Origin of the sequence: Paraburkholderia sp. CHISQ3 (assembly GCF_030464945.1) — a bacterium.
Classification (GTDB): Bacteria; Pseudomonadota; Gammaproteobacteria; order Burkholderiales; family Burkholderiaceae; genus Paraburkholderia; species Paraburkholderia megapolitana.
The window spans coordinates 98,999-123,363 of sequence record NZ_JALPRG010000002.1 but is presented as its reverse complement, the minus strand read 5'-3'; the positions used below and the strand labels follow the sequence as shown (position 1 = coordinate 123,363).

The following is a 24,365-nucleotide window of genomic DNA, read 5'->3' as shown; positions in this document are numbered from 1 at the left end:
GCTCGACGATTGTCGAAGTGTTGCAGTTGCGTGAAATTGAGCGCGTGACCTGTGCCGGTGGCGATCGACTACCTTCGCGCGATGGACAACACAACGCGTCAGGAATTGCAGGGCACAGCACCGATCCCAAACCTTCGAGGAGCAAACGATGAAGATCCTGATGGTGATGACATCGCATGATCAGTTGGGAAACACCGGCAAGAAAACGGGGTTCTGGCTTGAAGAGTTCGCCGCCCCTTACTTCACCTTTCTCGATGCGGGCGCGAACGTTACCGTGTCTTCACCGAAGGGCGGTCAGCCTCCGCTCGACCCGAAGAGCGACACGCCGGAAGGCCAGACAGAGTTGACACAGCGTTTCAAGGCGGACCCTGCTGCACAGAGAGTTCTCGCTAACACGGTCAAGCTCTCTGACATGAAAGCCGCCGACTACGACGCGATTTTTTACCCCGGCGGTCATGGCCCGATGTGGGATCTGGCCGAGGACAAAGATTCGGCTGCGTTGATCGAAGCGTTCTACACGTCGGGCAAACCCGTTGCTGCGGTCTGTCACGGGCCGTGCGTTTTTCGTCACGTGGTGATCGATGGTCAATCGATCGTCAAAGGGCGTCGCGTGACGTGCTTCACGAATACCGAAGAAGAGGCCGTGCAGCTGACCAAGGTCGTTCCATTTCTCGTAGAAGACGAACTGAAACGACTAGGCGGGAAATTCGAGAAGGTGGCTGACTGGCAAAGTTTTGCCATCACCGATGGTTTGCTGGTTACGGGGCAGAACCCGGCGTCTTCGAGAGAGGGTGCGCAGCATCTGCTCGCGCTTTTGACCTGAGCAGGTGGGTGCGGTGACTGACCTGGCGGCAAAACACGTCACCGCGCAGTTGCGCGATAATCTGCGCATGATGTTTTGCGAACCCTGTGAGAGGTCCTTCATGAAAGTCTTTCGTTCTGTTGCCGCGCTGATCGTGTTTGCTGCTGCCTGTTCGTCTGCCTGGTCTGCGACGAGCGTGCCTACCTCGTCCAATACCGCTGCCACCGCACAAAACCCAAGCCGCAGTGCGCCGACTCCGCAGCCAATTCTTAAAGTCGGTGTCACCGATCCCGATACGCAACTGATCTTGCCGTGGTTCCTGACTGACACCATCAATGCGATCAACGCACGCAGTTCGCCCAGCGATCTGCTTCGTAAGCTTGGACACGATCTGTAAGCCTCTCTAGATGCCTTCGACCCGCACGCTGCAGTGGTGGGTCGAAGGAGCTTGGGAACAACGGTTCGGGATCACTTTATTCGCGTCCAGTGAAGCTCGTTGCGGACTTCGTCAAACTCCTTGAGAAATGCAGTGACCTCGACTTTTGTGACCTCGGGAACCGGTCGTTGCGCGAACATCAACTGCTCGGATTGCGACAACTCAAACTGCGCATGATGGACGGTGGACGATTCGGAGCTACTGAGGGTAAGCGTGTCGAAGGGGATACCCAGCAATCTTGCGACGAAGAGAATGAACCGCTCGCCGATGGCGTGAGGCGTCACCTTACCTGGCATGCTCACCGAATAGTGATGGAAAAACCGATCGTCTTCCTGGGTGATCGAGTACATCAATGCCAACCCCGCGGTCGTGACGCGTGCCCTGGGGTTGTCCGGCGGGCGGACTGCGTCGTTCCCGCGTTCTAACGCGCTGGCTTTTACTTGCGCGACGTTTCGCGCCAGCTCTGCGAAATGTGGGTCGGTGAAAATCGCGCGATTATGCCCAACGCTCCACACGACGAAGGCAACTACTAGCAACGCCAGGACTATCCAGGTCATCATCCGTCCACCGAAACGGAAGTAGGGATAGCGCCGTGCTGACGTTCGGGTGGCGTAGCTGAGATGACTCGCACGTCATCAATATCCCGTGCGTGTTGCAAGCCATAGATTCAGCAAAAATTAAACACTATGTCTTGCAGCAGGATCGCGTCGGCCGGGGAAATCACTCCCGACAATGATGGCGTGATTTCGGCCAGAATGTACTTGACCGGGACATCGTCTCGTCCAACAAAAGTCTGCAACGATGCACGTTCTGCTGGATCTTTGACATAGGTATCAATTAGGTGCGTCAGATGCACGCGAAGTTCGTCAATGGTCATTTTCTGGGAGTATCGTAACTTCATCGAAATCAACTTGCGTACCCTTGACTGCCGGGAGGAGCTGCGCTTGCCCGCCGGCTCCGTACTCGGGGTACGCGCTGGTGACTGGTTCGAGTTCAGGACCCTTATCGCCTTTCTCAAGCGGGACTCTTGCATTCACGGAACCGTCGTCTCCAAACAATTGCAGAGTGTCGAATTTTCCCTTGAGGCGACCATCGCTCCAGGAAGCGGGGTTACCCTCTTCATAGAAAATCTGGAAGCCATCTCGAACCTGAGCTCCTGTTGACAGATCTTCAAACCCGAAGTAGCTCAGCGGCGCTCGCATCGTGCTCATGGTTTTGGCTGCATATGCGCTGTTCATGTACCGATAGCCTACAGCAGGCAACGCTTCTCCATTCGAGTTGACATAGAAATCAACACGTCCCAGTTTAGAAAGCTCGGTTGCTTCCCGAGGTGAATATCCGGCGTCGCGATAGGCCTTGTAACGGTTATACCTGGCCGCACATACCGCGAGACCCAGTGGGTCAAAATAAAATGATGGATCGTGCACATAACCATGCGTTCTCAACCCACCCGCAAGACCGATGGGATCAGAGCTGAGATATTGCCCTGAATCCGGATCATAGTATCGATTCAGGTTGTAGTTCAGCCCAGACTCATCATCTGCCCATTGCCCAGGAAAGCGCAGTGTCGTGTCGATCGCCGCGCCGTCGTTGGCAGCACGCTTGACCGACAGCAGTCGCCCCCACATCGAGTACGATGCGTCCCACACCCTCTTGCCGTGTTTGTCGAACACCACCTTCGGCAAACCAACCTGATCCGTCAGGACCGGGTATAGGCCGTCATCGGTCTCCTGCGCGAGCGGTGTAAAACTGTCCTGCTCGATATGCCACGTTACTGCTTGCCCGGTAGTGCCGTCGCGCTTTTCCTGCCAGCGCTCGGCCAACACGTAACCATCCCACAGGAACTTCACCGCCTCACGGGCGCCTGCCTGCCGTTTCTCGACGCGTCGGTTAAACGCGTCGTAGCGGTATACCCAGGCCCCCTGTTCCGGTGTAATCACTTTCACCAGCCGGTTCAGACCATCCCATGTGTACTGCCAGGTCCTCGGTCTGAAACCGGGTTGCTCGACCCGCTTCTCGATCGTCCGTCCGCGTGCGTCGTATCGATATCGAGCGTACCCAGCCTGTTCCGGCAACCCACCCCGGCCATAGTGATGCAGATCTACGGGTCCCTGTGTGCCATGCGCAGCAATATTCAGGTTCGCGTCGTAGCTGTAGTACTCGGCCGGCTGCCGCAGGCTCTGCAGGGCAGTTGCCTGGCCGCGTACATCGCGTTGCCAGGTAAACGTGTCCGAGTCGGTCTCCACGCGTTCGAGTTGTCCCGCGGCATCGTATTCGTACACCTGACGGGTCAACTGCTCGAGTGAGCGCACCGCGTCGCCTGACTTCGATTCGAGTGCCAGACGTGGTCCGGCAATCTGTCGCCGGATTCGACCGAGAGCATCGAATTCCCGCTGCGACACGAAATCGCCCGCCTGTTGACCGGTTTCTCGTCCAAGCGCGTCGCGCAGGATCGACAGCGATCCGACCTGTGTCAACGCACCCAATGTGTCGTATGCGTACTGCGTTTCCCGATGCGGGGTCACCCGCAGGACGCGCTGTCCCTGTGCATCGTAGACATGCCGTAGCAGTTCGCCGTGCTGGTCCTCGCCGATCAGACGGCCCTTCGCGTCGTACGCGAAGTGCGTTACGTGCGGCGAGTCGCCATGAACCTCCGCAGATGCCAGCCGGCCTCGCGCGTCGTAACGGTAGGCGAGCTTCACGTCACCAGCGTCAAGTGCGGACAATCGGTCCAGTGCGTCGTAGCTAAAATGCCAATGCTCGCCATCAGGTAGGGTTTTCGTCAGCAGTCGGCCAGCGGCGTCGCGCTCATAGCGCGTTACCCGGCCACCCCAATCGGTTTCCTGTGCCAGTCGTCCAGCGCCGTCGTAGCGGTATTCGTACGTCTCGGCAAGCGCGTTGATTACCTTTGTTAAGCGCGTTGCGTGGTCGTATTCGAACCGCGTGATATGGCCTGCAGCATCAGTCGATCCGGTCAGCAGATCGAACGGCCCGTAAGACTTGCTGATGGATCTGCCGAGGGGATCGATCCATTCGACAGGTAACCCCTCGCTGTTGTAGCGCACGAGGGAAGCGGATCCGTCTGGACGAGACACCGACCTCATCGAGCCACGCGGATTGTCCGCGCCCTCGGTATAGTCGTAGCGGGTCGTTTGACCGTCTGGATCTGTTTCCTCCAATAGCCGCCCCAGCACGTCTACTGTGCGCCGGATAGTTGCCCCGGTGGGTAGCCGGATTTCGTTCATGCGCAATTTCTCGTCGTAGCCGAATCGCGTCTCACGATCTCCTTCCACAATCCGCAGCAGTTCGCCCCGACTGCCGTAACGGTAGCCGGTCTTCGTTCCGTCTGGCTCCGTGCGTGCAACTAGGCGTCGCAGGTGGTCGTATTCGAGCTGAATCCGCTTGTCACCGGACAACACGACCGTTGTCAGTTGCTGCTTGTCGTCGTAACTGAACCCGGTGATTTGCCGCGACGGCTCTTCGATCGCGACCAGCTGACCTCGGTCGTCATACCGGTACACAGTGCGACGACCTAGTGCATCGGTCTTTGACATCAGACGGCCCAGCTCCCACTCGCGGCCCGTGCGATGGCCCAGGGGATCGGTTTCGGCCGTCGTGAACCCTTCGTCGTTGTATTCGTAGATCCACTCACCGCTGGCATTGATCACACGCGTACGACTATCTTCGTAGACGAAGCGGCCCGTGTGATAACCCTGTTTTGTGCCGGTTTCCACCACGCGGCCTGCGTGGTCGTACAGATACCGGACATCAGTCTGATCGGTGTCTCTCCAGCCCGTCATCCAGCCATGTTCGTCGTACGTGTAGGAAAACTGGCCACACTGGAGGCTTGCCACTTCGGTGAGCATGCCTTCGCTATAGCGATAATCGACCAGCGTACGCGAGGTACCGTCCTCTTCGTGCAGGGCGATACGGTCGGGCATGCGGCTCGATGCGTGGTACCGGACCGTGAGCTGGTATCCGTCGCTGTGCGTTAGTTGAATCAGACGGTCGCGAGCATCGTATGCAAAGGCGACGGAATTGCCATCCAGATCCTCGATCCGCTGTAGTCGCGACGGCCGCCCTTCGGCAAGCGGTGCGAAGAAGTGAAGCTGGCGCGTGTCCCGATCCAGGATGCGCGGATCGAGCCGGCTACCTACTAGACGGTAGCGCGGCTCGCGCAGGTTGATTCCGTCGAGTGCCATTTGCGGCGCGTCGAAACTGGTGACGAGGCCTGAGCCGTCGTGGAACCGTACGAACCGGCCGTCCGACAACTCGAGGCGTTGCGACCAGTTATCTGACCAGCGCGGCCCCAGGAGCCCGTCATCCCCGGAGCGACTCCTGTAGCGCCTTTTCAGCTGCAGGGGCAGCACGCCGGGGATTGTAAGGTCGGTGCGCACTTCCAGCACTTCACCCGACACCGGATCGACAGGATCTTCACACGTCGGACGGGTTTCGTCCTTGATCCCCGCCGTCTCTGCCGATTCGGTCGATCTCCCATGGATTCTGCTGCCAGCGAATTTTCCGACTCCAGCTCCGATCATCGCCCCCAGCAGGCCCGCGAGAAACTCCTGTCCGGCCGTCAGTTCCGGATTCTTCGGGCCATAGTGCCCGGTAGTTTTATCGATCCAGATGCTGTTGCGTCCGGAATTGATCTTGCCGCTGCAATGTGTCTCGTGGCCGATCCGGGCAAGCGGCAGGTTGTTGATGAAAATCGTCTTGCTGCCATCGACGATCGGTTGCGGCATGCTCGAGTGGTGTTCGCACGCCACCAGATCCGTAACGCGCGCTACTTTCTTACCCTCAAAATACACGTCATCCGAGCCGGTCTTGATCTCGCCACAGTCGCTTCCCATGTGCTGGCTCGCCGAAGCGAGCGCGCTCCCCAGCGTCAGGCCGCCCGCCATGCACGCACCGACGATCACGGCGCCTGCCAGCCCTCCGGTGGCGACTGTCGCTGCAACGGCCACTCCAATCGCAACGCCGACCGCGATCCCCGCCACGATGCCCCAGAATGCGCTCGAATGCGCTACCTTGTCTCCGACGCAGGCGGGGTGCGGGTCGCCGCGACCGATGGTCAATCCCAGCGCGTCGCCGGCCAACACGAATTCATTCGATAGCCAGTCGGTCACGCCTAACTTCTGCATCGCATAGGAGCCGCCAATCGCGATCGACACTGGCAGCAGGACAGTACCAGCCGCGATAGCGCCTGCGCCTGCCGCGGCAGAACCGCTTGCTCCCCCAAGCAATGCAGTTCCCGCAGCGCCCAGTCCCGCTCCCGCACCCTCAACCGCCGTCATGCCGACATCGGCACCCAGCATCGCATCGTTGACGTGCCCGTAGAATGGCTGCTCGGCCGCCTTGGCGGCGTCGCCATCCTCCAGATGCTTGATACTCTCCAGGCGGTCTTCGGCGCTACCGCTCGGCTCGTCGTAGTTCGGCGTGTCTGACATCGTCGCCTCAGGCGGGTTCGACGAGTTTCAGGCTCGAGATCACTTCCTGCATCAGCTGGCGCTGCGACTCGCTCATCGTGCCCGGCGACGTAAAGGTAAGCATCAACACGACCTGACCGTATTCGACCATCGTCAACCGTTGTTGAATCGCGGCGTGATTGTTGGTCCACGTGTACTCGTGCACGCGCGCGGCACGCCCGGACACAGTCGTCTCTTCGTTCAGTACCACGGCATAGTCAGGCACCTGCTTGGCGACCTTACGGATTTCGCTCGCGACGTACTCGTCGAATTTCATCCCCCACGGCATGCGCTCGCGCGTAATCACAAAGCTCACGCCTTCGGTTCCCGTCGCTGCCGACACGAACACATTCATCGTCTTGTCCTGCCACTCGACCGGCAGCGCCAGTGTGCCTTCGTGCATCTGGTACATGTTCGTTATCCCTGTTACTTGTTCTTCGGATTGATGTCCGTGCGGGTGGCCTGTACGTTAATACTTTTGTCATCGAGGTAAATCAACGAACCGCCCTTGTACAGTTCAATGACGTTTTTCGTCATGTGCAGTACCGTACCGCCATCGCCCCCGACCTTGATCCAAAGTTCGTTGGTCTCGATCGTGTGAGTGCCTTGCGGCGTCTTGTGCAGCGTATCGCCCTGCGTGACGACATCGGAAAGATTCCCGACTGACACCGTCGTCGCGTGATCGCCCTTGCCGACCTCGATGGTTCGGTCACCCTTCAGGACGTGGGTCTTTTGCCCGTCCTGAACCACGGTGTGCATGTCCTTCTGCGCATGCATGTAGAGCATTTGCGCACCGTTCACATCGCTCATCATGAGTTCGTTCGAGCCATCGCCCTTGTGTGTCTGGCTCTTGATCCCCATCGTCTGGCCGCCCGCATCGTGATACGGATTGCCCTGTTCGCCGTTGTAAACGCGCCCTATGATCAGGGGATTGTCAGGATCTCCCTGATTGAAGCTCACGTTGACTTCCTGACCGATCCGGGGAATCGCAGCCGCTCCCCAGCCGTCGCCCGCCCACGGCTGCGAAATCCGTATCCACATGGAGTCCGAACCGTCCATCTTGCCGCGGCGGTCCCAGATGAAATGCACCTTGACGCAGCTACCGTTGGTATGAATCTGCTCGCCCTTGGGCCCGACTACGATTGCCGACTGTGTGCCGTGAACAATCGGTTTGGGTGTCCGCCTTTCGGCACGGTACGGAATCTTCTTCGGCAGGCAGACGAAGGTATTGCGGTACGGCAGCTCGGCAGCGTGCTGCGTGTAGTCGTTCACCGCCTCGTGTCGAACCTGCAGGAACACGTAGTCCTGGTTGTTCGCTTCCACAGGGTGGCCGGTCACTGTCGTGGTGCCAGCCGTCGTCAGTCGCCATGCGTAACCACTGCCGGTGTACCGGTGGGCCTGTGCTTCCTCCGCTTCCATCGAGTAGCGCGCATACCGGTTGCCGTCGTCGCCGTGATCGTACAGCGACTGATGCTCGTAGCGCTCCGTCTGATCCAGCAGGGCATGCTTGCTGTTCTGCGGCGAGGCGTTGACCATCATCAATGGCGACGATGGGTTCTGGTGGTTGAAGTCCTGGAACGTGACCTTGCCGACGCCAAAGTGACGGCTTTCGTTGAGCCGGTCGATGCAGTTGTTGAGCTTGCTGGCGTCGCTGGTGGAGTACTCCAGCGTCTTGAGACCGTCGATCGGCTGGAACAGATAGTTCATGTCACCGATCGCGAGGATGTGCTTGTCTTTCTCGTACCTGTGCGTCCAGATCAGTCCTTCCTGCTCCATCAATCGAGCACAGAAGTTGTAGTACGACTCCTGGTACATCACGATGTATTCGATCGGCTTGTGAGTGATCCGCAGGTCGAAAGAAAAATCGGAAAAGCCGTGCTCCTGGAATATTTGCGTCAGGATTTCGCGCGCGGTCGAGTTCTGGAAAATCCGGCAATCGGTCGAACGTGTGAGTAGCGCAAACCACGGTACGACCGTCATCTGGTATTGCGTGACCTTGCCCGGATTGCCGACGCGGTCGAACGACATGACATAGCCATCGAAGTACCGGAAGTCGTCATCACTTGTGCTCGATGCGATGATTTGCCCGAGCGCGGACTGTTTGGTCTGATGGTCAAGCTTGACCTTGACCCTTTGGCCGATCAGATCGTCGCCTGACAGGTCGTGCTTGTGCGCTAGCAGGTCAAGGTGCATCGTTGGCAACGCATTGACGTTTTCATCAATGACCGCCGCGCTGACCAGCAGTGCGTCAGGCCCAAGCGGCGTTTCGAGTGTGACGTAGCGGTTTCGCTGTGTCAGTCGGGCAGGGCCGCCAGCTGCGCTGTTGATAGCGCCTGCGATTGATTCGGGCGTTTTGCCCAGCAGTGAGAAGCCCGTGTGTGCCAGCTGGACCGCGCGCTGCACGGTATTGATCTGGCCGGCCAGCGCTCCCAGCGGACCTAGGTGGCTGGCGAGACCCGAGGCGAGTGAGCTCACTCCACCAAGTGCACTGCCTATGCCGAGCGGGCTGCCGCCCGACGCATCGTTACTGGAGCCGAAACTCATGGTTCAATTCCTTTCAGACGCCGGTGCGTCGTGCTTCCAGATTTCGCCGGGCGGCCGATTAAGCGGTCCGGATATACGGAGCCGATAATGTAGGACAACATTGAGTAAAACGAAAGAACGCGACAGTCTATGAACTAGATTTTGCAAATCGCGGGAGTTTTCAGCGATTACGTCATATCAAGGGGGTGAGGCCGGTCCGGGGCGGGCAACGCCGGATCAATGCGCCCGTTGACGCAGATACCACCACCAGTTGCACAAAACTGTTTGCCGAGGCGTAGGCCGCAAAAAAACGGTCCATCACTTCGATCAGAGTGGCTACGCCGCGCTCGATGAACAGGGTTTCGTCCAGTATCAACGTCACTTCCAGCCCATGCACAAACCCGGGCAGCGGTTTGAGGGGAATCCATCGTGTGATTCGTTTGACGGCCAGCGACACGAAGGCGTCAAACGGTCGTTCACTCGCGCCCGAACGGGCCGCGAATTGCCGGCATGCCTGCCGGATCTCTTCGATACCCTCAGGCCCCAGCCGGGTAGGATGCGGCACGAACAGTGACAGTAGCGTCCATAGTTCACCGTGGCTGAATATTGGCCAATGACTTCTCGTCGGCCGGCGCAACAGCACAATCGGGCACTTCGCGTCGCCATTCTTCAGCGCGAGGTCGCCTCCTGGAGCACCGTAGGACCGGCCAGCCGGCAAATCTCCGTTGGTGCACAGGAGATCGATCGTCAGTTTTCGCTTCCCCGCGTCAGCAGGCTGGCGGTCGTGCTGGACGAGCACAAGCTCGGGCAGGTCACCGGCCCGGCCTGACAGCGGTAACTCACCGCCACGGCGCACCATCCAGGTCGATTCCCGACCCGAGACGATCGAACCATGCTGCAGGGAATGAAATGGCGGCATGGCGGAGTGGTCGTCCGGGGTCTGCTGCTGCACCGCCTCGACGGACCAGACCTGCGTGCCTGGCGCGGCTTCGAATGGCACGACGGGGTAGGAGGCGACTCCGGGGACCGTTTCGACCGGCACCGCATCGTGCGGGAACAGGTTGACCACCGGTGTGCAGAACAACTGCAGATGTTCCTCAGTTACCGATGCGAGCCGCTGGCCCATGGCCGAGTCCGCATGTACGCCGGCGATTGCCAGATGGAGCGTGATTCGGGTGCATGGGCCGGCGCTCCGTCTGAGTTGCGCCATGTCCAGGTCGAGAAAATCGAACTGCTCGGGAAATGCGCAGTATTCCATCAGGAGGTGAACCGGGGCGATCGTCGCGGCATCCCCGTCCGGGCCAGGTGTCACGCGGTCCGCCTCGGTAAAACCAACACCCGCAAGTGGCATCTGTGGCAGCTTTTTCCAGCGTCCCGTGCTATCCGGCTCGACAAATGCCTGCGTGCCACATAGCAGCACACTGTCGGCGAGCGCTGCGGCGATTTCACGTTGACCGGCCAGAAAAAGCCTTACCTTGCCCGGCGTGTCCGACAGGCTCGCCTTAGGCGAAGAAGGAGCGAGCGTGATCGACAGTAACCCGGTCGTGTCGCCAGGCAATCGCGCGTCAGTCGGTGCAAGCGTCGACGGTCCGTAGCGCACCGCTGTGATTGCGAGTGGGGCGAGCGTCACATCGGCTGTCGAGTAGAACCTGAACTGATCACCAGGGGTTGTGAACAGGGCGCCACGCGCAATGGCGAGCGTTTTAGTCTGCATCCGTGGTTGAAACTGGGCGATAGCGCAGGCCGGTAAGGGTCGCAAGAACGCACCATGCATTGACTCTATCAACGCACGGGCGAACTCCGGCACGTCGTCCTCGAGCCGGCTTGCTATTCCTGCGTTCATCAACGCCGCACTCTCGAGCATTCGCTGGATATGCGGATCGTCCGAGTGCTCGCCCGCAATGCTCAGGCGCGCTGCGATTTTTGGAAACTGCCCGGCAAAGCCCTGCATCGACGCGCGCAGTAGTCCCAGTTCCCGTTCGTAATAAGGCAGCAGATCTTCCGGCTCCATCAGTACGCTCGCTTCGGAGTATTCAAGGCTTGTTCCCGACGGTCAAGGATCACGGCCGGCAATTGTAGCTGGCCTCCGTCGCGGAGCCGCCTATGCGAAAGCTCAGACCCTGACAGGCACGTGTCGAAGCTTACGGCGGGTTTTTTTCGTCGTTGTGATGCGCTGATGAAATAGCAGCGTGCGCGTCAGTGGCCCTGCGCAATCGTATTTGGCGTTGTGGAGTGTAATGAAGGTTCTCGACTGGGTCGAAAAGCTGCGGCGATGGATGATCGCCTGGAATTGGCGGTCGCCGCGTTTGCGAATGGTTGGCACCAGACACCTCGAAGAAGAAGTGTGGCAAGAATGTGCCAACAATCCGGTTCCACGAGAGGACACTTAGCAAGCATTTCGCCAAGTGCTGACCCGGAAAGGAAGAAGGGCCGGCATTTGCCGGCCCTTCCGATCCTGGTGGGTGGTACAGGGATTGAACCTGTGACCCCTGCCGTGTGAAGGCAGTGCTCTACCGCTGAGCTAACCACCCGAAGAGCGGCGATTATGTCAGAGCTTCGAAACTTCGTAAAGTGCTTTTTAGGCGGGCTGCGAAGAATCGGCAGAGGCACCAGAGGGAGCATCGACTGCCTGGAGCCGCCACACACTGGTTCCCTTGATCGACTTGTCGAGCCCATCGAGCAGCGCCTGATGCTCCGCCAACTCCTCGTCGCTAGCGACGATCACCGGCAACTCGAGCGCATCGAGCGCGACGCCCGGCGCGTGCGCATCGCCGCTGGCCGCGCTCTCGCCGATCATGTCGATGACGAGACTTTCCTGGCCGCGCGTCATCGCCAGATAAACCTCGGCGAGCAGTTCCGAGTCGAGCAGCGCGCCGTGCAGCGTGCGGTGCGCATTGCTGATGCCGAAGCGGTCGCATAGCGCATCGAGCGAATTGCGCTTGCCGGGGAACATCGCCTTCGCGCGCACGAGCGTATCGATCACTTCGCCGCAGTTCTTGCTGAACGACGGCAGGCCGAGCAGCGCGAATTCGGCATCGAGAAAGCCGATGTCGAATGGCGCGTTGTGGATGATCAGCTCGGCATCGGAGATGAAGTCGCGCAGCGGCGCGGCAATCTCCGCAAACTTCGGTTTGTCGCGAAGGAATTCGGTGGTCAACCCGTGCACGACGAGCGCGCCGGGATCGCTGTCGCGTTCGGGGTTGATGTAGAAGTGCAGGTTGTTGCCAGTGAGGCGGCGGTTCACCAGTTCAACGCAACCGATTTCGATGATGCGGTCGCCGGTACGGGCATTGAGGCCGGTGGTTTCGGTGTCGAGAATGATTTGACGCATGTCGGTCTGGCCTGCTTCAGAAACTTCGGAATAACGAATGAGAATACGTAAAGAGCGCGCAAATGGCGCACAAAGAGCGCGCTGCGAATACTTAAAGCTCGGCGAGCGACGCGACACCGCGGTTCGCCAGCGCGTCGGCACGCTCGTTCTCCACATGCCCCGCATGTCCCTTCACCCAGCGCCATTCGATCTCATGCTGCTGGACAGCCTTGTCGAGCCGCTTCCACAGGTCGGCATTCTTCACCGGTGTTTTTGCGGACGTGATCCAGTTGTTCTTTTTCCAGCCATGAATCCATTCGCTGATGCCTTTCTGCACGTATTTCGAGTCGGTGTGCACGACGGCCTTGCAGGGGCGCTTCAACGCTTCGAGCGCAGCGATCACGGCCATCAGTTCCATGCGGTTGTTGGTCGTGTCGGCTTCGCCGCCGAACAGTTCCTTTTCCTGCGCGCCGTAACGCAGTAGTGCGCCCCAGCCGCCAGGGCCCGGGTTGCCCTTGCAGGCGCCGTCGGTGAAGATTTCGATGAGTTCGGAGGTCATGAGTTCGGGTTGCGTGAATGGGGTGTCGCGGCCGGAGCGAGGCCCGCCTTGAGGACGGGCTTTTTCACTTTCAGCGGGCCGACGAGGTGCATGCCGCGCACGCGCTTGATCGCCGTCACCATGTAGGCCGCGCCGAAGATCGGCCACCAGCGGTCGCCGGCCGCTTCCATGAAGGCATAGCGGGACAGCCATTGATCGGTGGCGAGCGGCGGACGATAACAGCCGAAGCGTCCGCGTTCAAGATCGAAACCGAGCAGCTTGATCCAGTCCTTCAGCCGCGTGAACGCAATCAGGTCGACCGCGGCCGGTACGAACGGCCGACCGGTCATCTTGCCGACCGACTGCCGCGCACCCCACAGCGACAACGAGTTGAAGCCGAGGATGATCAACTGGCCTTCCGGCATCAGTACGCGCTCGGCTTCGCGCAGCAGCCGGTGCGGATCGCTCGTGAATTCGAGCGTGTGCGGCATCACGATCAGGTCGACGCTCTGGGCTTCGAACGGCAGGTCGAGCAGGTCACACCACACTGCGCTGCGTCCCTCGGGTGCGTGGAGAGTGGGGGAGGCGGGCAACGCAAGAGGCGCAGAGCCGCCCGGCGGAAAACTATACGGCGCGCTCGCACCGCTCGCCGCATCGAGCACGAGCCCGCGGCAGGACATACGGTTTTCGCGCAACGCATCGAGTTGCGGCAGGCCAAGCTGCAGCGCGTGGTAGCCGAACACATCGGAGACCACGCGGTCGAGCTGTGCCTGTTCCCACTCGAGCACATAGCGTCCGGGTGGCGAATCGGTCCAGGCGGGCCAGTCTATAATCGGTCGGTCAGACATGTCGAAGAATGCGCGCCCCATGAATACGCTTGAATACGTGCCGGTTCCGGCATTTGATGACAACTACATCTGGCTCGTGTCGGACGGCGTACACGCCGTAGCCGTCGATCCCGGCGAAGCCGCTCCGGTTCGCGCGTATCTGGCGCAAAGGGGCTGGCGGCTGAGCGCTATTTTACTCACGCACCATCATCGCGACCATGTCGGCGGTGTAGCCGATCTGCTGAACGACCAGGATGCAAGCGCGCCGATACCGGTTTTCGGTCCGGCAGGCGAGGCCATCGAGCATCTCACACAGCGGCTCAAGCAGGGCGACCGGGTGCGGATCGCAGCCCCCGCGCTTGAATTCACCGTGCTCGACGTGCCGGGTCACACGAGCGGCCACATCGCGTATTTCCAGGCCACCGATCCGCGCGGCACGCCGCACGTGTTTTGCGGCGATACGCTGTTTGCCTGCGGCTGCGGGCGTCTGTTCGAAGGCACGCCGGCGCAGATGCTCGCATCGCTCGATGCGCTCGCCGCCTTGCCCGGTGCCACCGAAGTCCACTGCGCACACGAGTACACCCTGTCGAACATCCGTTTTGCGCTCGCCTGCGAGCCGGAGAACCGCGAACTGCAGGCCTGGCGCGATGAAGCGACCGCGCTGCGCGCGCGTCACGTGCCGACGCTGCCTACCACCATCGCTCACGAGCGCGCGGTCAATCCGTTCCTGCGCCCGGACAGCCCGGCGATTCGCGCGACGCTCAACGAGCAGCTTCACGAAACGGTGCCGGATCGATTGACTGCCTTCACGCTGATGCGCGAATGGAAAAATAAGTTCCGCTAACCTGCCGCCGGGTGGGGGCATGCTCACCGAGAAAGTCCAAAAAAATCGCCAAGGCCCGGATTTGGTTAGGTTTTCCCTATATTTTCCATTGACGGAGGCGATGCACTTTCGTACTATCGGCTGCAAATTCCAGTCCTGTGGAAGCCGAGACGTTCATGCGATTTATCCTGAGTGCGTTGCTGGTCCTGATGCTTGCCGCCTGTGCCAGCAAGGGACCGACAACGAGCAATACCCCCACCGCTTCCACCCCCGCCACTGACGCCACCCAGCAAGCCGTCGCCGACGAACTCCGTAAAACCGCTTCTGCGAAAGAAACGATCAACGTCGATCAAGGCTCGGTCGATCAGCTGACAACGGCCGATTCCGATCTTTGGGCGCGCATTCGCCGCGGCTTCCAGATGCCCGATCTGCAGAGCGACCTCGTCGACATGCAGGTGACCTGGTACACGGAGCGACCCGACTACGTGCAGCGCATGACCGAGCGCTCGCAGAAGTACCTGTACCACATCGTCGAAGAGCTCGAGGCACGGCACATGCCGACCGAGCTCGCGCTGCTGCCGTTCATCGAATCCGCGTACAACCCGCAGGCGCTGTCGGTCGCGAAGGCGGCGGGCATGTGGCAGTTTGTCCCGGGTACCGGCCGCACCTACAACCTCAAGCAGAACATGTGGCAGGACGAGCGCCGCGACGTGCTCGCGTCGACGAGCGCCGCGCTCGACTACCTGTCGCGTCTGCATGACATGTTCGGCGACTGGTATCTCGCACTGGCTGCGTACAACTGGGGTGAGGGCAACGTGCAGCGCGCGATTGCGCGCAACCAGGCGGCCGGCTTGCCGACCGACTATCAAAGCCTGCGCATGCCTGGCGAGACGCGCAACTACGTGCCGAAGCTGCAGGCGGTCAAGAACATCGTGACGAACCCGCAGACGTACGGGCTCACGCTGCCGTCCATCCCGAATCACCCGTATTTCGTTACCGTTACGACCGCGCACGATATCGACGTCGACACGGCGGCGAAGCTTGCGAACATGAGCGGCGACGAGTTCCGGTCGCTGAATCCGTCGTTCAAGAAGCCGGTCATTCTCGGTGCGACGCAACCGCAGATCCTGCTGCCGTTCGATAACGCGAGCGCCTTCGAGCGCAATCTGAAGTCGTATTCCGGCCAGCTGTCGTCGTGGACCACTTACACGGTGACCGAGCGCGCGCGTCCTGCGGCGATCGCGGAAAAGATCGGCGTCGATGCTGACACGCTGATGAGCGTCAACAAGATTCCGGCGGGGATGCGACTCAAGCCCGGCTCGACGATCGTCGTGCCGCGCGGCGATGACGACGACGATGAAGACATCAGCGCGGACGTCGCCGAAAGCGCCGTGCTCGCAATGGAACCGGACGTACCGGACACGCGCAAGATGCTGATCCGCGTGCGCCGCAAACAATCGATGGGCGCGCTTGCCGACCGCTATGGCGTATCGATCGCACAGTTGAAGGCCTGGAACAGGACGCGTCGCGACCTCGTCACACCGGGGCAGGTCATCGTGCTGCACGTGCCGGTCGGCAAGGTAATGCCGAGCGAGCCCGGGCCGCAGCGCCTCGCCACCAACGTGCAGGGCGGCAGCGTCGAGAAGATCGGTACACGCGTGGCAGACACGAAGAACGAACCGCGCTACGATAAGAAACATGGTCGGAGCCGCTCCAGCGTTGTCGTCAAGGTAGCGGACCCGGTGGGTAAAGCCAGCAAGCCTGACGCAGCAAAAGGCAAGGCGGCGCCCGCGGGAACGACCGGCAAGGCGTCCAAGGCCGCGGCAGCAAGCCGCCAGAAGACTGCGGCCCGCGCGAAGAAGAGCGACTAGACCAAAAGCGGCTCCCACGGGGGTGACCACATGCGTTGCGGGGGCAGCGCATGGAAGTGCGCTCCGATCACCCCGCGTTTTCCGGCGCCGTCACCCGCGTGACGGCGTTTTCATTGGTGGGTCCGCTTGGTTGATCCGGTTGTCCTCGTTGTCAGCCCCGTCCGCAAACCCTTACGGGCCGAGGCTCGGGCCGTCCGGCCCCTACCGGATTTGAAGAAAAGGGTGTTTTCCGGCTATAATTCGAAGGTTTGAGCTTATCAACCCGCACCCTAGCGCCTACCGCTCCCATACCGTTCATCCGCCGCGCGCCGCCAACGCCCCGCACCCGCCGAACCACCCGCACAACGGGTCCATCGCGCCAGTGCAACGTTGACAGCGACCCGCGCGAGCGAGCCTGCGCGCGCATCCCGACGATGCGCCTCGCCGCGGCCCGCACGGTCGGATAGACAGGTCGGCAACAGGGTGTTCCCAAGGAGCCTCCCGTGTTGCCGTCTTTTTCTCCCGCTCTGCTCGCGCTCGCCGACGGCACGGTCTTTCGTGGTTACTCGATCGGCGCGTCCGGTCAAACGATCGGCGAAGTCGTCTTCAATACGGCCATCACTGGCTACCAGGAAATCCTGACCGATCCGAGCTACGCGCGCCAGATCGTCACGCTGACGTATCCGCACATCGGCAACGTCGGGGTTAACGCCGAAGACGTCGAAGCCACGAAAGTCCATGCCGCCGGCCTCATCATTCGCGACCTGCCGGTCCTCGCGTCGAACTTCCGTATGGAACGCACGCTCTCCGATTACCTCGTTGACGAAGGCATCGTGGCGATCGCCGGTATCGATACGCGCCGGTTGACCCGTGTGCTGCGCGACAAGGGCGCGCAGAACGGCGCGATCGTCGCCGGCGCAGTGGACGAGGCGAAGGCTATCGAACTCGCGCGTTCGTTCCCGGGGCTCGCCGGCATGGACCTCGCGAAGGTCGTCTCGGTCGACAAACCGTATGAATGGACCGAGACCGAATGGCGTCTCGGCGAAGGCTACGGCACGCAGAATGCGCCGAAGTATCGCGTGGTCGCGTTCGACTACGGTGTGAAGCGCAATATCCTGCGCATGCTGGCTCAACGCGGCTGTCACGTCACCGTGCTACCCGCGCAGGCGAGCGCCGAAGAAGCACTCGCGCTCAATCCGGATGGCGTGTTCCTGTCGAACGGTCCCGGCGATCCGGAACCGTGCGACTACGCGATCGCGGCGACCCGCACGTTCATCGAGCGCGGCATCCCGACTTTCGGCATTTGTCTCGGCCATCAGATCATGGGCCTCGCCGTCGGTGCCAGGACGCTGAAGATGAAGACCGGTCACCACGGCGCCAACCATCCGGTGAAGGATCTGCGCGACGGTCGTGTCGTGATCACGTCGCAGAACCACGGCTTCGCAGTCGATGCCGACTCGCTGCCCGCCAACGCGAAGGTGACGCACATCTCGCTGTTCGACGGCACGCTGCAAGGGTTCGAACTGACCGACAAGCCGGCTTTCTGCTTCCAGGGTCATCCGGAAGCATCGCCTGGGCCGCACGACATCGGTTACCTGTTCGATCGCTTCACGGCGCTGATGGACGCGAAGCAGGGCCGCACGGCGACAGCATCGGCAGCGGCATAAGCGCTCGCGACGAGCGCTGCAACAAAGAGCGTGCGCGGCCTGGCAGACGGCCGGCCGACGCGCGCCAACGGAAGAATTCAGGAATACATTAGCGAGAGCGTTATGCCCAAGCGGACAGACATCAAGAGCATCCTCATCATCGGCGCGGGTCCGATCATCATCGGCCAGGCGTGCGAGTTCGACTACTCGGGTGCCCAGGCGTGCAAGGCGCTGCGTGAGGAAGGCTACAAGGTCATTCTCGTCAACAGCAACCCGGCGACGATCATGACCGACCCGAATACGGCCGACGTCACGTATATCGAGCCGATCACCTGGGAAGTGGTCGAGCGCATCATCGCGAAGGAACGCCCGGACGCGATCCTGCCGACCATGGGCGGCCAGACTGCGCTGAACTGCGCGCTCGATCTCCATCACCACGGTGTGCTGGAAAAGTACAAGGTCGAGCTGATCGGGGCATCGCCGGAAGCGATCGACAAGGCCGAAGACCGTCAGAAGTTCAAGGACGCGATGACGAAGATCGGCCTCGGCTCGGCGAAGTCGGGCGTCGCGCATTCGATGGAAGAAGCGTTGCAGGTGCAGGGCGAAATCGCCGTGCAAACCGGCAGCGGGGGTTATCCGGTGGTGATCCGGCCGTCGTTCACGCTGGGCGGCTCGGGTGGCGGTATCGCGTATAACCGCGACGAGTTCGAAGAAATCTGCAAGCGCGGCCTCGATCTGTCGCCGACGCACGAACTGCTGATCGAAGAGTCGCTGCTCGGCTGGAAAGAGTACGAGATGGAAGTGGTTCGCGACAAGAAGGACAACTGCATCATCGTGTGCTCGATCGAAAACCTCGACCCGATGGGCATCCACACCGGCGACTCGATCACCGTCGCGCCGGCGCAAACGCTGACCGACAAGGAATATCAGATCCTGCGTAACGCGTCACTCGCGGTGCTGCGCGAGATCGGCGTCGACACCGGCGGCTCGAACGTGCAGTTCTCGATCAATCCGCAAGATGGCCGGATGGTCGTGATCGAAATGAATCCGCGGGTGTCGCGTTCGTCGGCGCTTGCGTCGAAGGCGACCGGCTTCCCGATTGCGAAGGTCGCGGCGAAGCTCGCCGTCGGCTACACACTCGACGAGCTGAAGAACGAAATCACCGGCGGCCAGACCCCGGCATCGTTCGAACCGACGATCGACTACGTCGTCACGAAGATTCCGCGTTTCGCGTTCGAGAAATTCCGCGAAGCCGACTCGCGCCTGACCACGCAGATGAAGTCGGTCGGCGAAGTGATGGCGATTGGCCGCACGTTCCAGGAGTCGTTCCAGAAAGCGCTGCGCGGTCTCGAAGTGGGCGTCGATGGTCTCGACGAGAAGACGACGAACCGCGACGAGATCATCCGCGAGATCGGCGAAGCCGGTCCGGATCGCATCTGGTACGTCGGCGACGCATTCCGCGCCGGTATGACGCAGCAGGAAATTTTCGAAGAAACCGCAATTGACCCGTGGTTCCTCGCGCAGATCGAACAGATCGTGCTGAAAGAAAAGGCGCTGGCCGGCCGCACGCTCGCGAGCCTGTCGACGGAAGAACTGCGTTACCTGAAGCAGAGCGGTTTCTCGGACCGGCGTCTCGCGAAGCTCGTCGGCGCGACGCAGACGGACGTGCGCAAACGCCGTATCGAACTGAACGTGCGCCCGGTGTACAAGCGCGTCGACACGTGCGCGGCGGAGTTCGCGACGAAAACCGCCTACATGTACTCGACGTACGAAGAAGAGTGCGAAGCGCAACCGACGAACAACAAGAAGATCATGGTGCTGGGCGGTGGACCGAACCGCATCGGCCAGGGCATCGAGTTCGACTACTGCTGCGTGCACGCCGCGCTCGCGATGCGCGAGGACGGCTATGAAACGATCATGGTCAACTGCAACCCCGAGACCGTATCGACCGACTACGACACGTCGGACCGCCTGTACTTCGAACCGCTGACGCTCGAAGACGTGCTCGAAATCGTCGACAAGGAAAAGCCGCTCGGCGTGATCGTCCAGTACGGCGGCCAGACGCCGCTGAAGCTCGCACTCGATCTCGAAGCGAACGGCGTACCAATCGTCGGCACCTCGCCGGACATGATCGATGCAGCCGAAGACCGCGAGCGTTTCCAGAAGCTGCTGCAAACGCTGAATCTGCGTCAGCCGCCCAACCGCACTGCGCGCGCGGAAGACGAAGCGCTTAAGCTCGCCGATGAAATTGGCTATCCGCTCGTGGTGCGTCCGTCGTACGTGCTCGGCGGCCGCGCGATGGAAATCGTGCATGAGCCGCGCGATCTCGAACGCTACATGCGCGAAGCCGTGAAGGTGTCGCACGATTCACCGGTGCTGCTCGACCGCTTCCTGAACGATGCGATCGAATGCGATGTCGACTGTATTTCCGATGGCGAGGCGGTGTTCATCGGCGGCGTGATGGAACACATCGAGCAGGCCGGCGTGCACTCTGGCGACTCGGCGTGTTCGCTGCCGCCGTACTCGCTGTCGGCGCAGACGGTCGCCGAACTGAAGCGGCAAACCGCTGCGATGGCGAAGGCGCTGAACGTGATCGGCCTGATGAACGTGCAGTTCGCGATCCAGCAGGTGCCCCAGGCCGACGGTTCGAAAGAAGACGTGATCTACGTGCTCGAAGTGAACCCGCGTGCATCGCGCACGGTGCCGTATGTATCGAAGGCAACGAGCCTGCCGCTCGCGAAGATCGCGGCCCGCGCGATGGTCGGCCAGACCCTCGCGCAGCAGGGCGTGACGAAGGAAGTCGTGCCGCCGTACTTCAGCGTGAAGGAAGCGGTGTTCCCGTTCATCAAGTTCCCGACGGTCGACCCGGTGCTCGGACCGGAAATGCGTTCGACGGGTGAGGTGATGGGCGTCGGCCAAACATTTGGCGAAGCACTGTTCAAGTCGCAACTCGCGGCCGGTTCGCGTCTGCCCGAGTCGGGCACGGTGCTGCTGACCGTGATGGATGCCGACAAGCCGAAGGCCGTCGAAGTCGCGCGCATGCTGCACGAACTCGGCTATCCGCTCGTCGCAACACGCGGCACCGCGGCGGCAATCGAGGCGGCCGGCGTGCCGGTGAAGGTCGTGAACAAGGTGAAGGACGGCCGTCCGCACATCGTCGACATGATCAAGAACAGCGAGATCGCACTCGTGTTCACGACCGTCGACGAAACGCGCGCCGCGATCGCCGATTCGCGTTCGATCCGCATGAGCGCGCAGGCGAACAAGGTGACGTACTACACGACGATGTCGGGTGCGCGCGCCGCGGTTGAAGGGTTGCGCTACCTGAAGGACCTCGAAGTCTATGATTTACAAGGGCTGCATGCTCGCCTAAACTAAGGCTTCGACTACCAGTCAAAGACGTAAGTGCCGCGGTTAAGCGGCGTCCCTCAGGGCACCGGCCAGTCAGTTTTACTGCAGCCAGCTCCTCCGGGGATGCACTTAACCGCGGTGATTTTTTTTATGGCCGTTTTTTGCCACCAGAGTTGTTTATGAGCACTATTCCCTTGACGAAGCGCGGCGCAGACAAGCTGCGCGACGAACTTCAACGCCTGAAATCGGTTGAACGCCCGGCTGTGATCAATTCGATCGCGGAAGCGCGTGCCCAGGGCGACCTGTCGGAAAACGCCGAATACGACGCGGCGAAAGAAAAGCAGGGCTTCATCGAAGGCCGTATTGCGGACATCGAATCGAAGCTTGCCGCCGCGCAGGTCATCGACCCGTCTGGGGTCGACGCAGAAGGCCGCATCGTGTTTGCAGCGACCGTCGAACTCGAAGATCTTGCGTCCGGCGCATCGGTGACCTATCAGATCGTCGGCGACGACGAAGCAGACCTCGAGCACGGCCTGATCTCGATCAGCTCGCCGATCGCGCGGGCATTGATCGGCAAGTCGGAAGGCGACGTCGCATCGGTGCAGGCGCCGAGCGGCGTGCGCAAGTACGAGATCATCTCGGTGCGCTACGTTTGAGCGTCGCTGTGTCGCCGTCGCCGCTACCGCATCGCGTGTTCCGGCTGCTTACCGTGTTCTGGGTCGGCAGCCTGCTGACCATCGGTTATGTCGTCGCGCCCGTGCTATTCGCATCGCTTGAGCGGATGAGCGCCGGCGCGGTCGCCGCGCAGCTGTTTCATATCGAAGGGTTGATGGGCGTCGTGTGCGGCGTGTTGCTGCTCGTGCTCGGCAACCGGCTGATACGCGCCGGCGAAGATGGCTATCGGCGGTTGCGCTGGCTGGTTGCCGGGATGCTTGTTTGCGTGCTGATCGGCTACTTCGCGCTGCAGCCGTTCATGAATGCGCTGCGCATGGACGCGCTGAATGAAGGCGTGGACGTGGGGCACTCCGCATATGCGATGCGTTTTGGCATCCTGCACGGCGTGTCCAGTCTGTTTTATCTGATCGAGAGCCTGCTCGGTCTTGCGCTTGTCTGGAAGTTGCCGGCAGGCGCGAACCCTGTTGCGTTAGCCGTGCCGCCGCCGGGCGGACGCGACCGGTAGGCGGCCCGCCCCGGGTTCGCGCGTGGCGGGTAACCCGAGGCTAGGGGCGCGCCGCTTACTTGCTGGTCTGATGCTGGCGCTTTGCGCCCGTCTGCCGCTTTTTCGCCCGCTTGATGTTGCCGCCCGCCGTGACGCGTTCGTTGCCGCGGACCACCATCTTTTGTGCTTTCGGCTTGCGCACCGGGCTGTCGGTCGGCTTGACGACCTTGACCACGCGCGGCGCACGACCCTTGCCCGGTTTGGTTTCGGCTTCGGCGGCTTCGCGGGCGCTTGGAGGCATCGTGCTGCGGCGACCCTTGACGACCGGTGCAGCAGGGCCCTCCGGTTTCCAGATCACCAGCAGCTTGCCGATATGCTGGATCGGCGCGGCATTCAACTGGTCGCAGATCTGTTCATAGACAGCGATCCGCTCTTCGCGCTCGTCGCCGAACACGCGGATCTTGATCAGTTGATGGGCGGCCAGGTGGACCTTGATCTCGGCCAGTACCGGGTCAGTCAGCCCTTCGGCACCGACCAGTACGACCGGTTTGAGCGCGTGGGCCTGGGAGCGCAATTCGGCGCGTTGATCGGAAGAAACGTTAAGGGCTGGCATGGGGTTTGGGAGACTCGACTAAAATGGCGGCGCCTGCAGCTTGAGGGCTGGGCCTTGGTGTTCGACAGATTTCGACAACGTCCGGGATATCCGGCGATGCCTGGCAGTAACGGCGAACGGCACGCCAGAACACGAAAACGCGGGTAACAGCCAACTTTGATGGACGGCTGCCGCGCTAATTAAACGCGTATTATCCGCTAAAAGTGCGGTATCACGCAGCAAGAGTTCATCGTTAATGGCAAAAAACCGCTTCAACCACTCGTGGCTACACGACCATATCAACGACCCGTACGTGAAGATGGCGCAACGGGAAGGCTACCGCGCCCGGGCGGCGTACAAGCTCAAGGAAATCGACGAACAGGACAAGCTGATCAAGCCTGGCCAGGTGATCGTCGATCTCGGCTCGACGCCCGGCAGCTGGAGCCAGTACGCGCGCAACAAGCTCGCGCAGGGCGCGCAGCGCGATGCGACGCGCGAGGGCGGCATCGACGGCACCGTGATTGCGCTCGACCTTCTGCCGATGGAGCCGATCGCCGACGTGCACTTCATCCTGGGCGACTTTCGCGAGGACAGTGTGCTTGGGCAGCTCGAAGAAATGGTCGGAGAGCGCCAGGTGGACCTTGTAATTTCGGACATGGCGCCCAACCTGTCGGGAGTGGCGTCCGCGGATGCCGCGCGAATCGAGCATGTATGCGATCTCGCGCTGGAGTTTTCGCAAAACCACCTGAAATCAGATGGCGCCCTTTTAGTCAAATGTTTTCATGGCAGCGGATACAGCCAGATTGTCGAAAAGTTCAAGCAACAATTTAAAACGGTTGCGGCCCGCAAGCCGAAAGCATCGCGGGATAAATCGTCTGAAACGTTTATTTTGGGTAGGCATTTGAAACATCCCCGATAACGGCGTGCGAAGTCCGGGTCTGCATATCCCGGAATCGCCGGAAGTCCCCGCCGGAGCGGCCGAGCGCTATTTGTGCAGTAGCGATTGGTTATGGCAGGCCCCTGCGGACTGGATTAGAATG

19 protein-coding genes and 1 tRNA gene are annotated in these 24,365 nt (G+C 61.0%); 9 read left to right on the top strand and 11 right to left on the bottom strand.

The genetic code is table 11. The annotated features are described in order from the left end of the window. Positions 1-148 precede the first annotated feature (148 nt). Entirely contained in the window at positions 149-823 is a 675-nt protein-coding gene (locus M0D65_RS04200; protein WP_266251366.1) for a type 1 glutamine amidotransferase domain-containing protein, read from the top strand. 13 nt (positions 824-836) lie between these two features. After that, positions 837-1,199, top strand: coding sequence for a hypothetical protein (locus M0D65_RS04195; RefSeq protein ID WP_266251365.1), 363 nt, complete (start codon positions 837-839; stop codon positions 1,197-1,199). A gap of 71 nt (positions 1,200-1,270) precedes the next feature. Here the strand turns inward: M0D65_RS04195 and M0D65_RS04190 are convergent, their stop codons facing one another. From M0D65_RS04190 to M0D65_RS04145, 10 genes are all read right to left on the bottom strand, one after another. Beyond that, positions 1,271-1,798 (bottom strand): hypothetical protein, encoded by a 528-nt coding sequence (locus M0D65_RS04190; RefSeq protein WP_266251364.1) that lies wholly within the window; start codon positions 1,796-1,798, stop codon positions 1,271-1,273. Between the two features lie 107 nt (positions 1,799-1,905). Next, entirely contained in the window at positions 1,906-2,115 is a 210-nt protein-coding gene (locus M0D65_RS04185; protein WP_266251363.1) for a hypothetical protein, read from the bottom strand. After that, complete coding sequence (locus M0D65_RS04180) at positions 2,105-6,688, bottom strand: DUF6531 domain-containing protein (RefSeq protein ID WP_266251362.1); 4,584 nt, start codon at positions 6,686-6,688, stop codon at positions 2,105-2,107. The genes M0D65_RS04185 and M0D65_RS04180 overlap by 11 nt, the downstream gene beginning before the upstream one ends. Before the next feature lie 7 nt (positions 6,689-6,695). Next, a complete protein-coding gene (locus M0D65_RS04175) occupies positions 6,696-7,118 on the bottom strand; it encodes a DcrB-related protein (protein WP_266251361.1) in 423 nt (140 codons plus the stop codon). A gap of 14 nt (positions 7,119-7,132) precedes the next feature. Continuing rightward, a complete protein-coding gene (locus tag M0D65_RS04170) occupies positions 7,133-9,250 on the bottom strand; it encodes a type VI secretion system Vgr family protein (RefSeq protein WP_266251360.1) in 2,118 nt (705 codons plus the stop codon). Between the two features lie 172 nt (positions 9,251-9,422). Then, on the bottom strand, positions 9,423-11,240 hold the full coding sequence (tssF, locus tag M0D65_RS04165; protein WP_266251359.1) for a type VI secretion system baseplate subunit TssF: 1,818 nt from the start codon (positions 11,238-11,240) through the stop codon (positions 9,423-9,425). A gap of 445 nt (positions 11,241-11,685) precedes the next feature. After that, positions 11,686-11,760: transfer RNA gene (locus M0D65_RS04160), tRNA-Val, on the bottom strand. A 47-nt stretch (positions 11,761-11,807) separates the two neighbouring features. Further along, positions 11,808-12,560, bottom strand: a complete 753-nt coding sequence (gene dnaQ / locus M0D65_RS04155) for a DNA polymerase III subunit epsilon (protein ID WP_266251358.1) — start codon at positions 12,558-12,560, stop codon at positions 11,808-11,810. Positions 12,561-12,651: 91 nt separating this feature from the next. Next, positions 12,652-13,098: a ribonuclease HI gene (gene rnhA / locus M0D65_RS04150; RefSeq protein ID WP_091020025.1), complete on the bottom strand. Its 447-nt coding sequence runs from the start codon at positions 13,096-13,098 to the stop codon at positions 12,652-12,654. After that, complete coding sequence (locus M0D65_RS04145) at positions 13,095-13,925, bottom strand: class I SAM-dependent methyltransferase (protein ID WP_266251357.1); 831 nt, start codon at positions 13,923-13,925, stop codon at positions 13,095-13,097. The genes rnhA and M0D65_RS04145 overlap by 4 nt, the downstream gene beginning before the upstream one ends. Positions 13,926-13,944: 19 nt before the next feature. On the opposite strand from M0D65_RS04145, the gene gloB reads away from it, so the two are divergent. The 6 genes from gloB to M0D65_RS04115 all read left to right on the top strand — a co-directional run bounded on the left by gloB (position 13,945) and on the right by M0D65_RS04115 (position 22,754). After that, positions 13,945-14,748, top strand: a complete 804-nt coding sequence (gene gloB, locus M0D65_RS04140; RefSeq protein ID WP_266251356.1) for a hydroxyacylglutathione hydrolase — start codon at positions 13,945-13,947, stop codon at positions 14,746-14,748. A 155-nt stretch (positions 14,749-14,903) separates the two neighbouring features. Continuing rightward, positions 14,904-16,598 (top strand): transglycosylase SLT domain-containing protein, encoded by a 1,695-nt coding sequence (locus M0D65_RS04135; RefSeq protein ID WP_091020029.1) that lies wholly within the window; start codon positions 14,904-14,906, stop codon positions 16,596-16,598. Between the two features lie 482 nt (positions 16,599-17,080). Beyond that, positions 17,081-18,244, top strand: coding sequence for a glutamine-hydrolyzing carbamoyl-phosphate synthase small subunit (carA, locus tag M0D65_RS04130; protein ID WP_266251355.1), 1,164 nt, complete (start codon positions 17,081-17,083; stop codon positions 18,242-18,244). 102 nt (positions 18,245-18,346) lie between these two features. Then, positions 18,347-21,601: a carbamoyl-phosphate synthase large subunit gene (gene carB / locus M0D65_RS04125; RefSeq protein ID WP_096717148.1), complete on the top strand. Its 3,255-nt coding sequence runs from the start codon at positions 18,347-18,349 to the stop codon at positions 21,599-21,601. Positions 21,602-21,753: 152 nt separating this feature from the next. After that, the gene (gene greA, locus M0D65_RS04120; protein WP_091020036.1) at positions 21,754-22,230 is read left to right on the top strand and encodes a transcription elongation factor GreA; all 477 of its coding nucleotides are present in this window, start codon (positions 21,754-21,756) and stop codon (positions 22,228-22,230) included. A gap of 8 nt (positions 22,231-22,238) precedes the next feature. Beyond that, positions 22,239-22,754, top strand: a complete 516-nt coding sequence (locus M0D65_RS04115; protein ID WP_266252021.1) for a DUF4149 domain-containing protein — start codon at positions 22,239-22,241, stop codon at positions 22,752-22,754. A gap of 55 nt (positions 22,755-22,809) precedes the next feature. Here the strand turns inward: M0D65_RS04115 and M0D65_RS04110 are convergent, their stop codons facing one another. Continuing rightward, entirely contained in the window at positions 22,810-23,346 is a 537-nt protein-coding gene (locus tag M0D65_RS04110) for a YhbY family RNA-binding protein (protein WP_266251354.1), read from the bottom strand. A gap of 235 nt (positions 23,347-23,581) precedes the next feature. Between M0D65_RS04110 and M0D65_RS04105 the strand changes: the two genes are divergently transcribed. Beyond that, entirely contained in the window at positions 23,582-24,244 is a 663-nt protein-coding gene (locus M0D65_RS04105) for an RlmE family RNA methyltransferase (protein WP_266251353.1), read from the top strand. Positions 24,245-24,365 lie beyond the last annotated feature (121 nt).

Bases quoted from the DNA above. Each gene is read 5' to 3' on its own strand.
- gloB (WP_266251356.1), top strand. From the start codon at position 13,945: ATGAATACGCTTGAATACGTGCCGGTTCCGGCATTTGATGACAACTAC.
- greA (WP_091020036.1), top strand. From the start codon at position 21,754: ATGAGCACTATTCCCTTGACGAAGCGCGGCGCAGACAAGCTGCGCGAC.
- M0D65_RS04170 (WP_266251360.1), bottom strand. From the start codon at position 9,250: ATGAGTTTCGGCTCCAGTAACGATGCGTCGGGCGGCAGCCCGCTCGGC.
- dnaQ (WP_266251358.1), bottom strand. From the start codon at position 12,560: ATGCGTCAAATCATTCTCGACACCGAAACCACCGGCCTCAATGCCCGT.
- M0D65_RS04145 (WP_266251357.1), bottom strand. From the start codon at position 13,925: ATGTCTGACCGACCGATTATAGACTGGCCCGCCTGGACCGATTCGCCA.
- carB (WP_096717148.1), top strand. From the start codon at position 18,347: ATGCCCAAGCGGACAGACATCAAGAGCATCCTCATCATCGGCGCGGGT.
- M0D65_RS04200 (WP_266251366.1), top strand. From the start codon at position 149: ATGAAGATCCTGATGGTGATGACATCGCATGATCAGTTGGGAAACACC.
- M0D65_RS04105 (WP_266251353.1), top strand. From the start codon at position 23,582: ATGGCAAAAAACCGCTTCAACCACTCGTGGCTACACGACCATATCAAC.
- M0D65_RS04190 (WP_266251364.1), bottom strand. From the start codon at position 1,798: ATGATGACCTGGATAGTCCTGGCGTTGCTAGTAGTTGCCTTCGTCGTG.
- M0D65_RS04185 (WP_266251363.1), bottom strand. From the start codon at position 2,115: ATGACCATTGACGAACTTCGCGTGCATCTGACGCACCTAATTGATACC.
- M0D65_RS04175 (WP_266251361.1), bottom strand. From the start codon at position 7,118: ATGTACCAGATGCACGAAGGCACACTGGCGCTGCCGGTCGAGTGGCAG.
- M0D65_RS04180 (WP_266251362.1), bottom strand. From the start codon at position 6,688: ATGTCAGACACGCCGAACTACGACGAGCCGAGCGGTAGCGCCGAAGAC.
- tssF (WP_266251359.1), bottom strand. From the start codon at position 11,240: ATGGAGCCGGAAGATCTGCTGCCTTATTACGAACGGGAACTGGGACTA.
- rnhA (WP_091020025.1), bottom strand. From the start codon at position 13,098: ATGACCTCCGAACTCATCGAAATCTTCACCGACGGCGCCTGCAAGGGC.
- M0D65_RS04135 (WP_091020029.1), top strand. From the start codon at position 14,904: ATGCGATTTATCCTGAGTGCGTTGCTGGTCCTGATGCTTGCCGCCTGT.
- M0D65_RS04110 (WP_266251354.1), bottom strand. From the start codon at position 23,346: ATGCCAGCCCTTAACGTTTCTTCCGATCAACGCGCCGAATTGCGCTCC.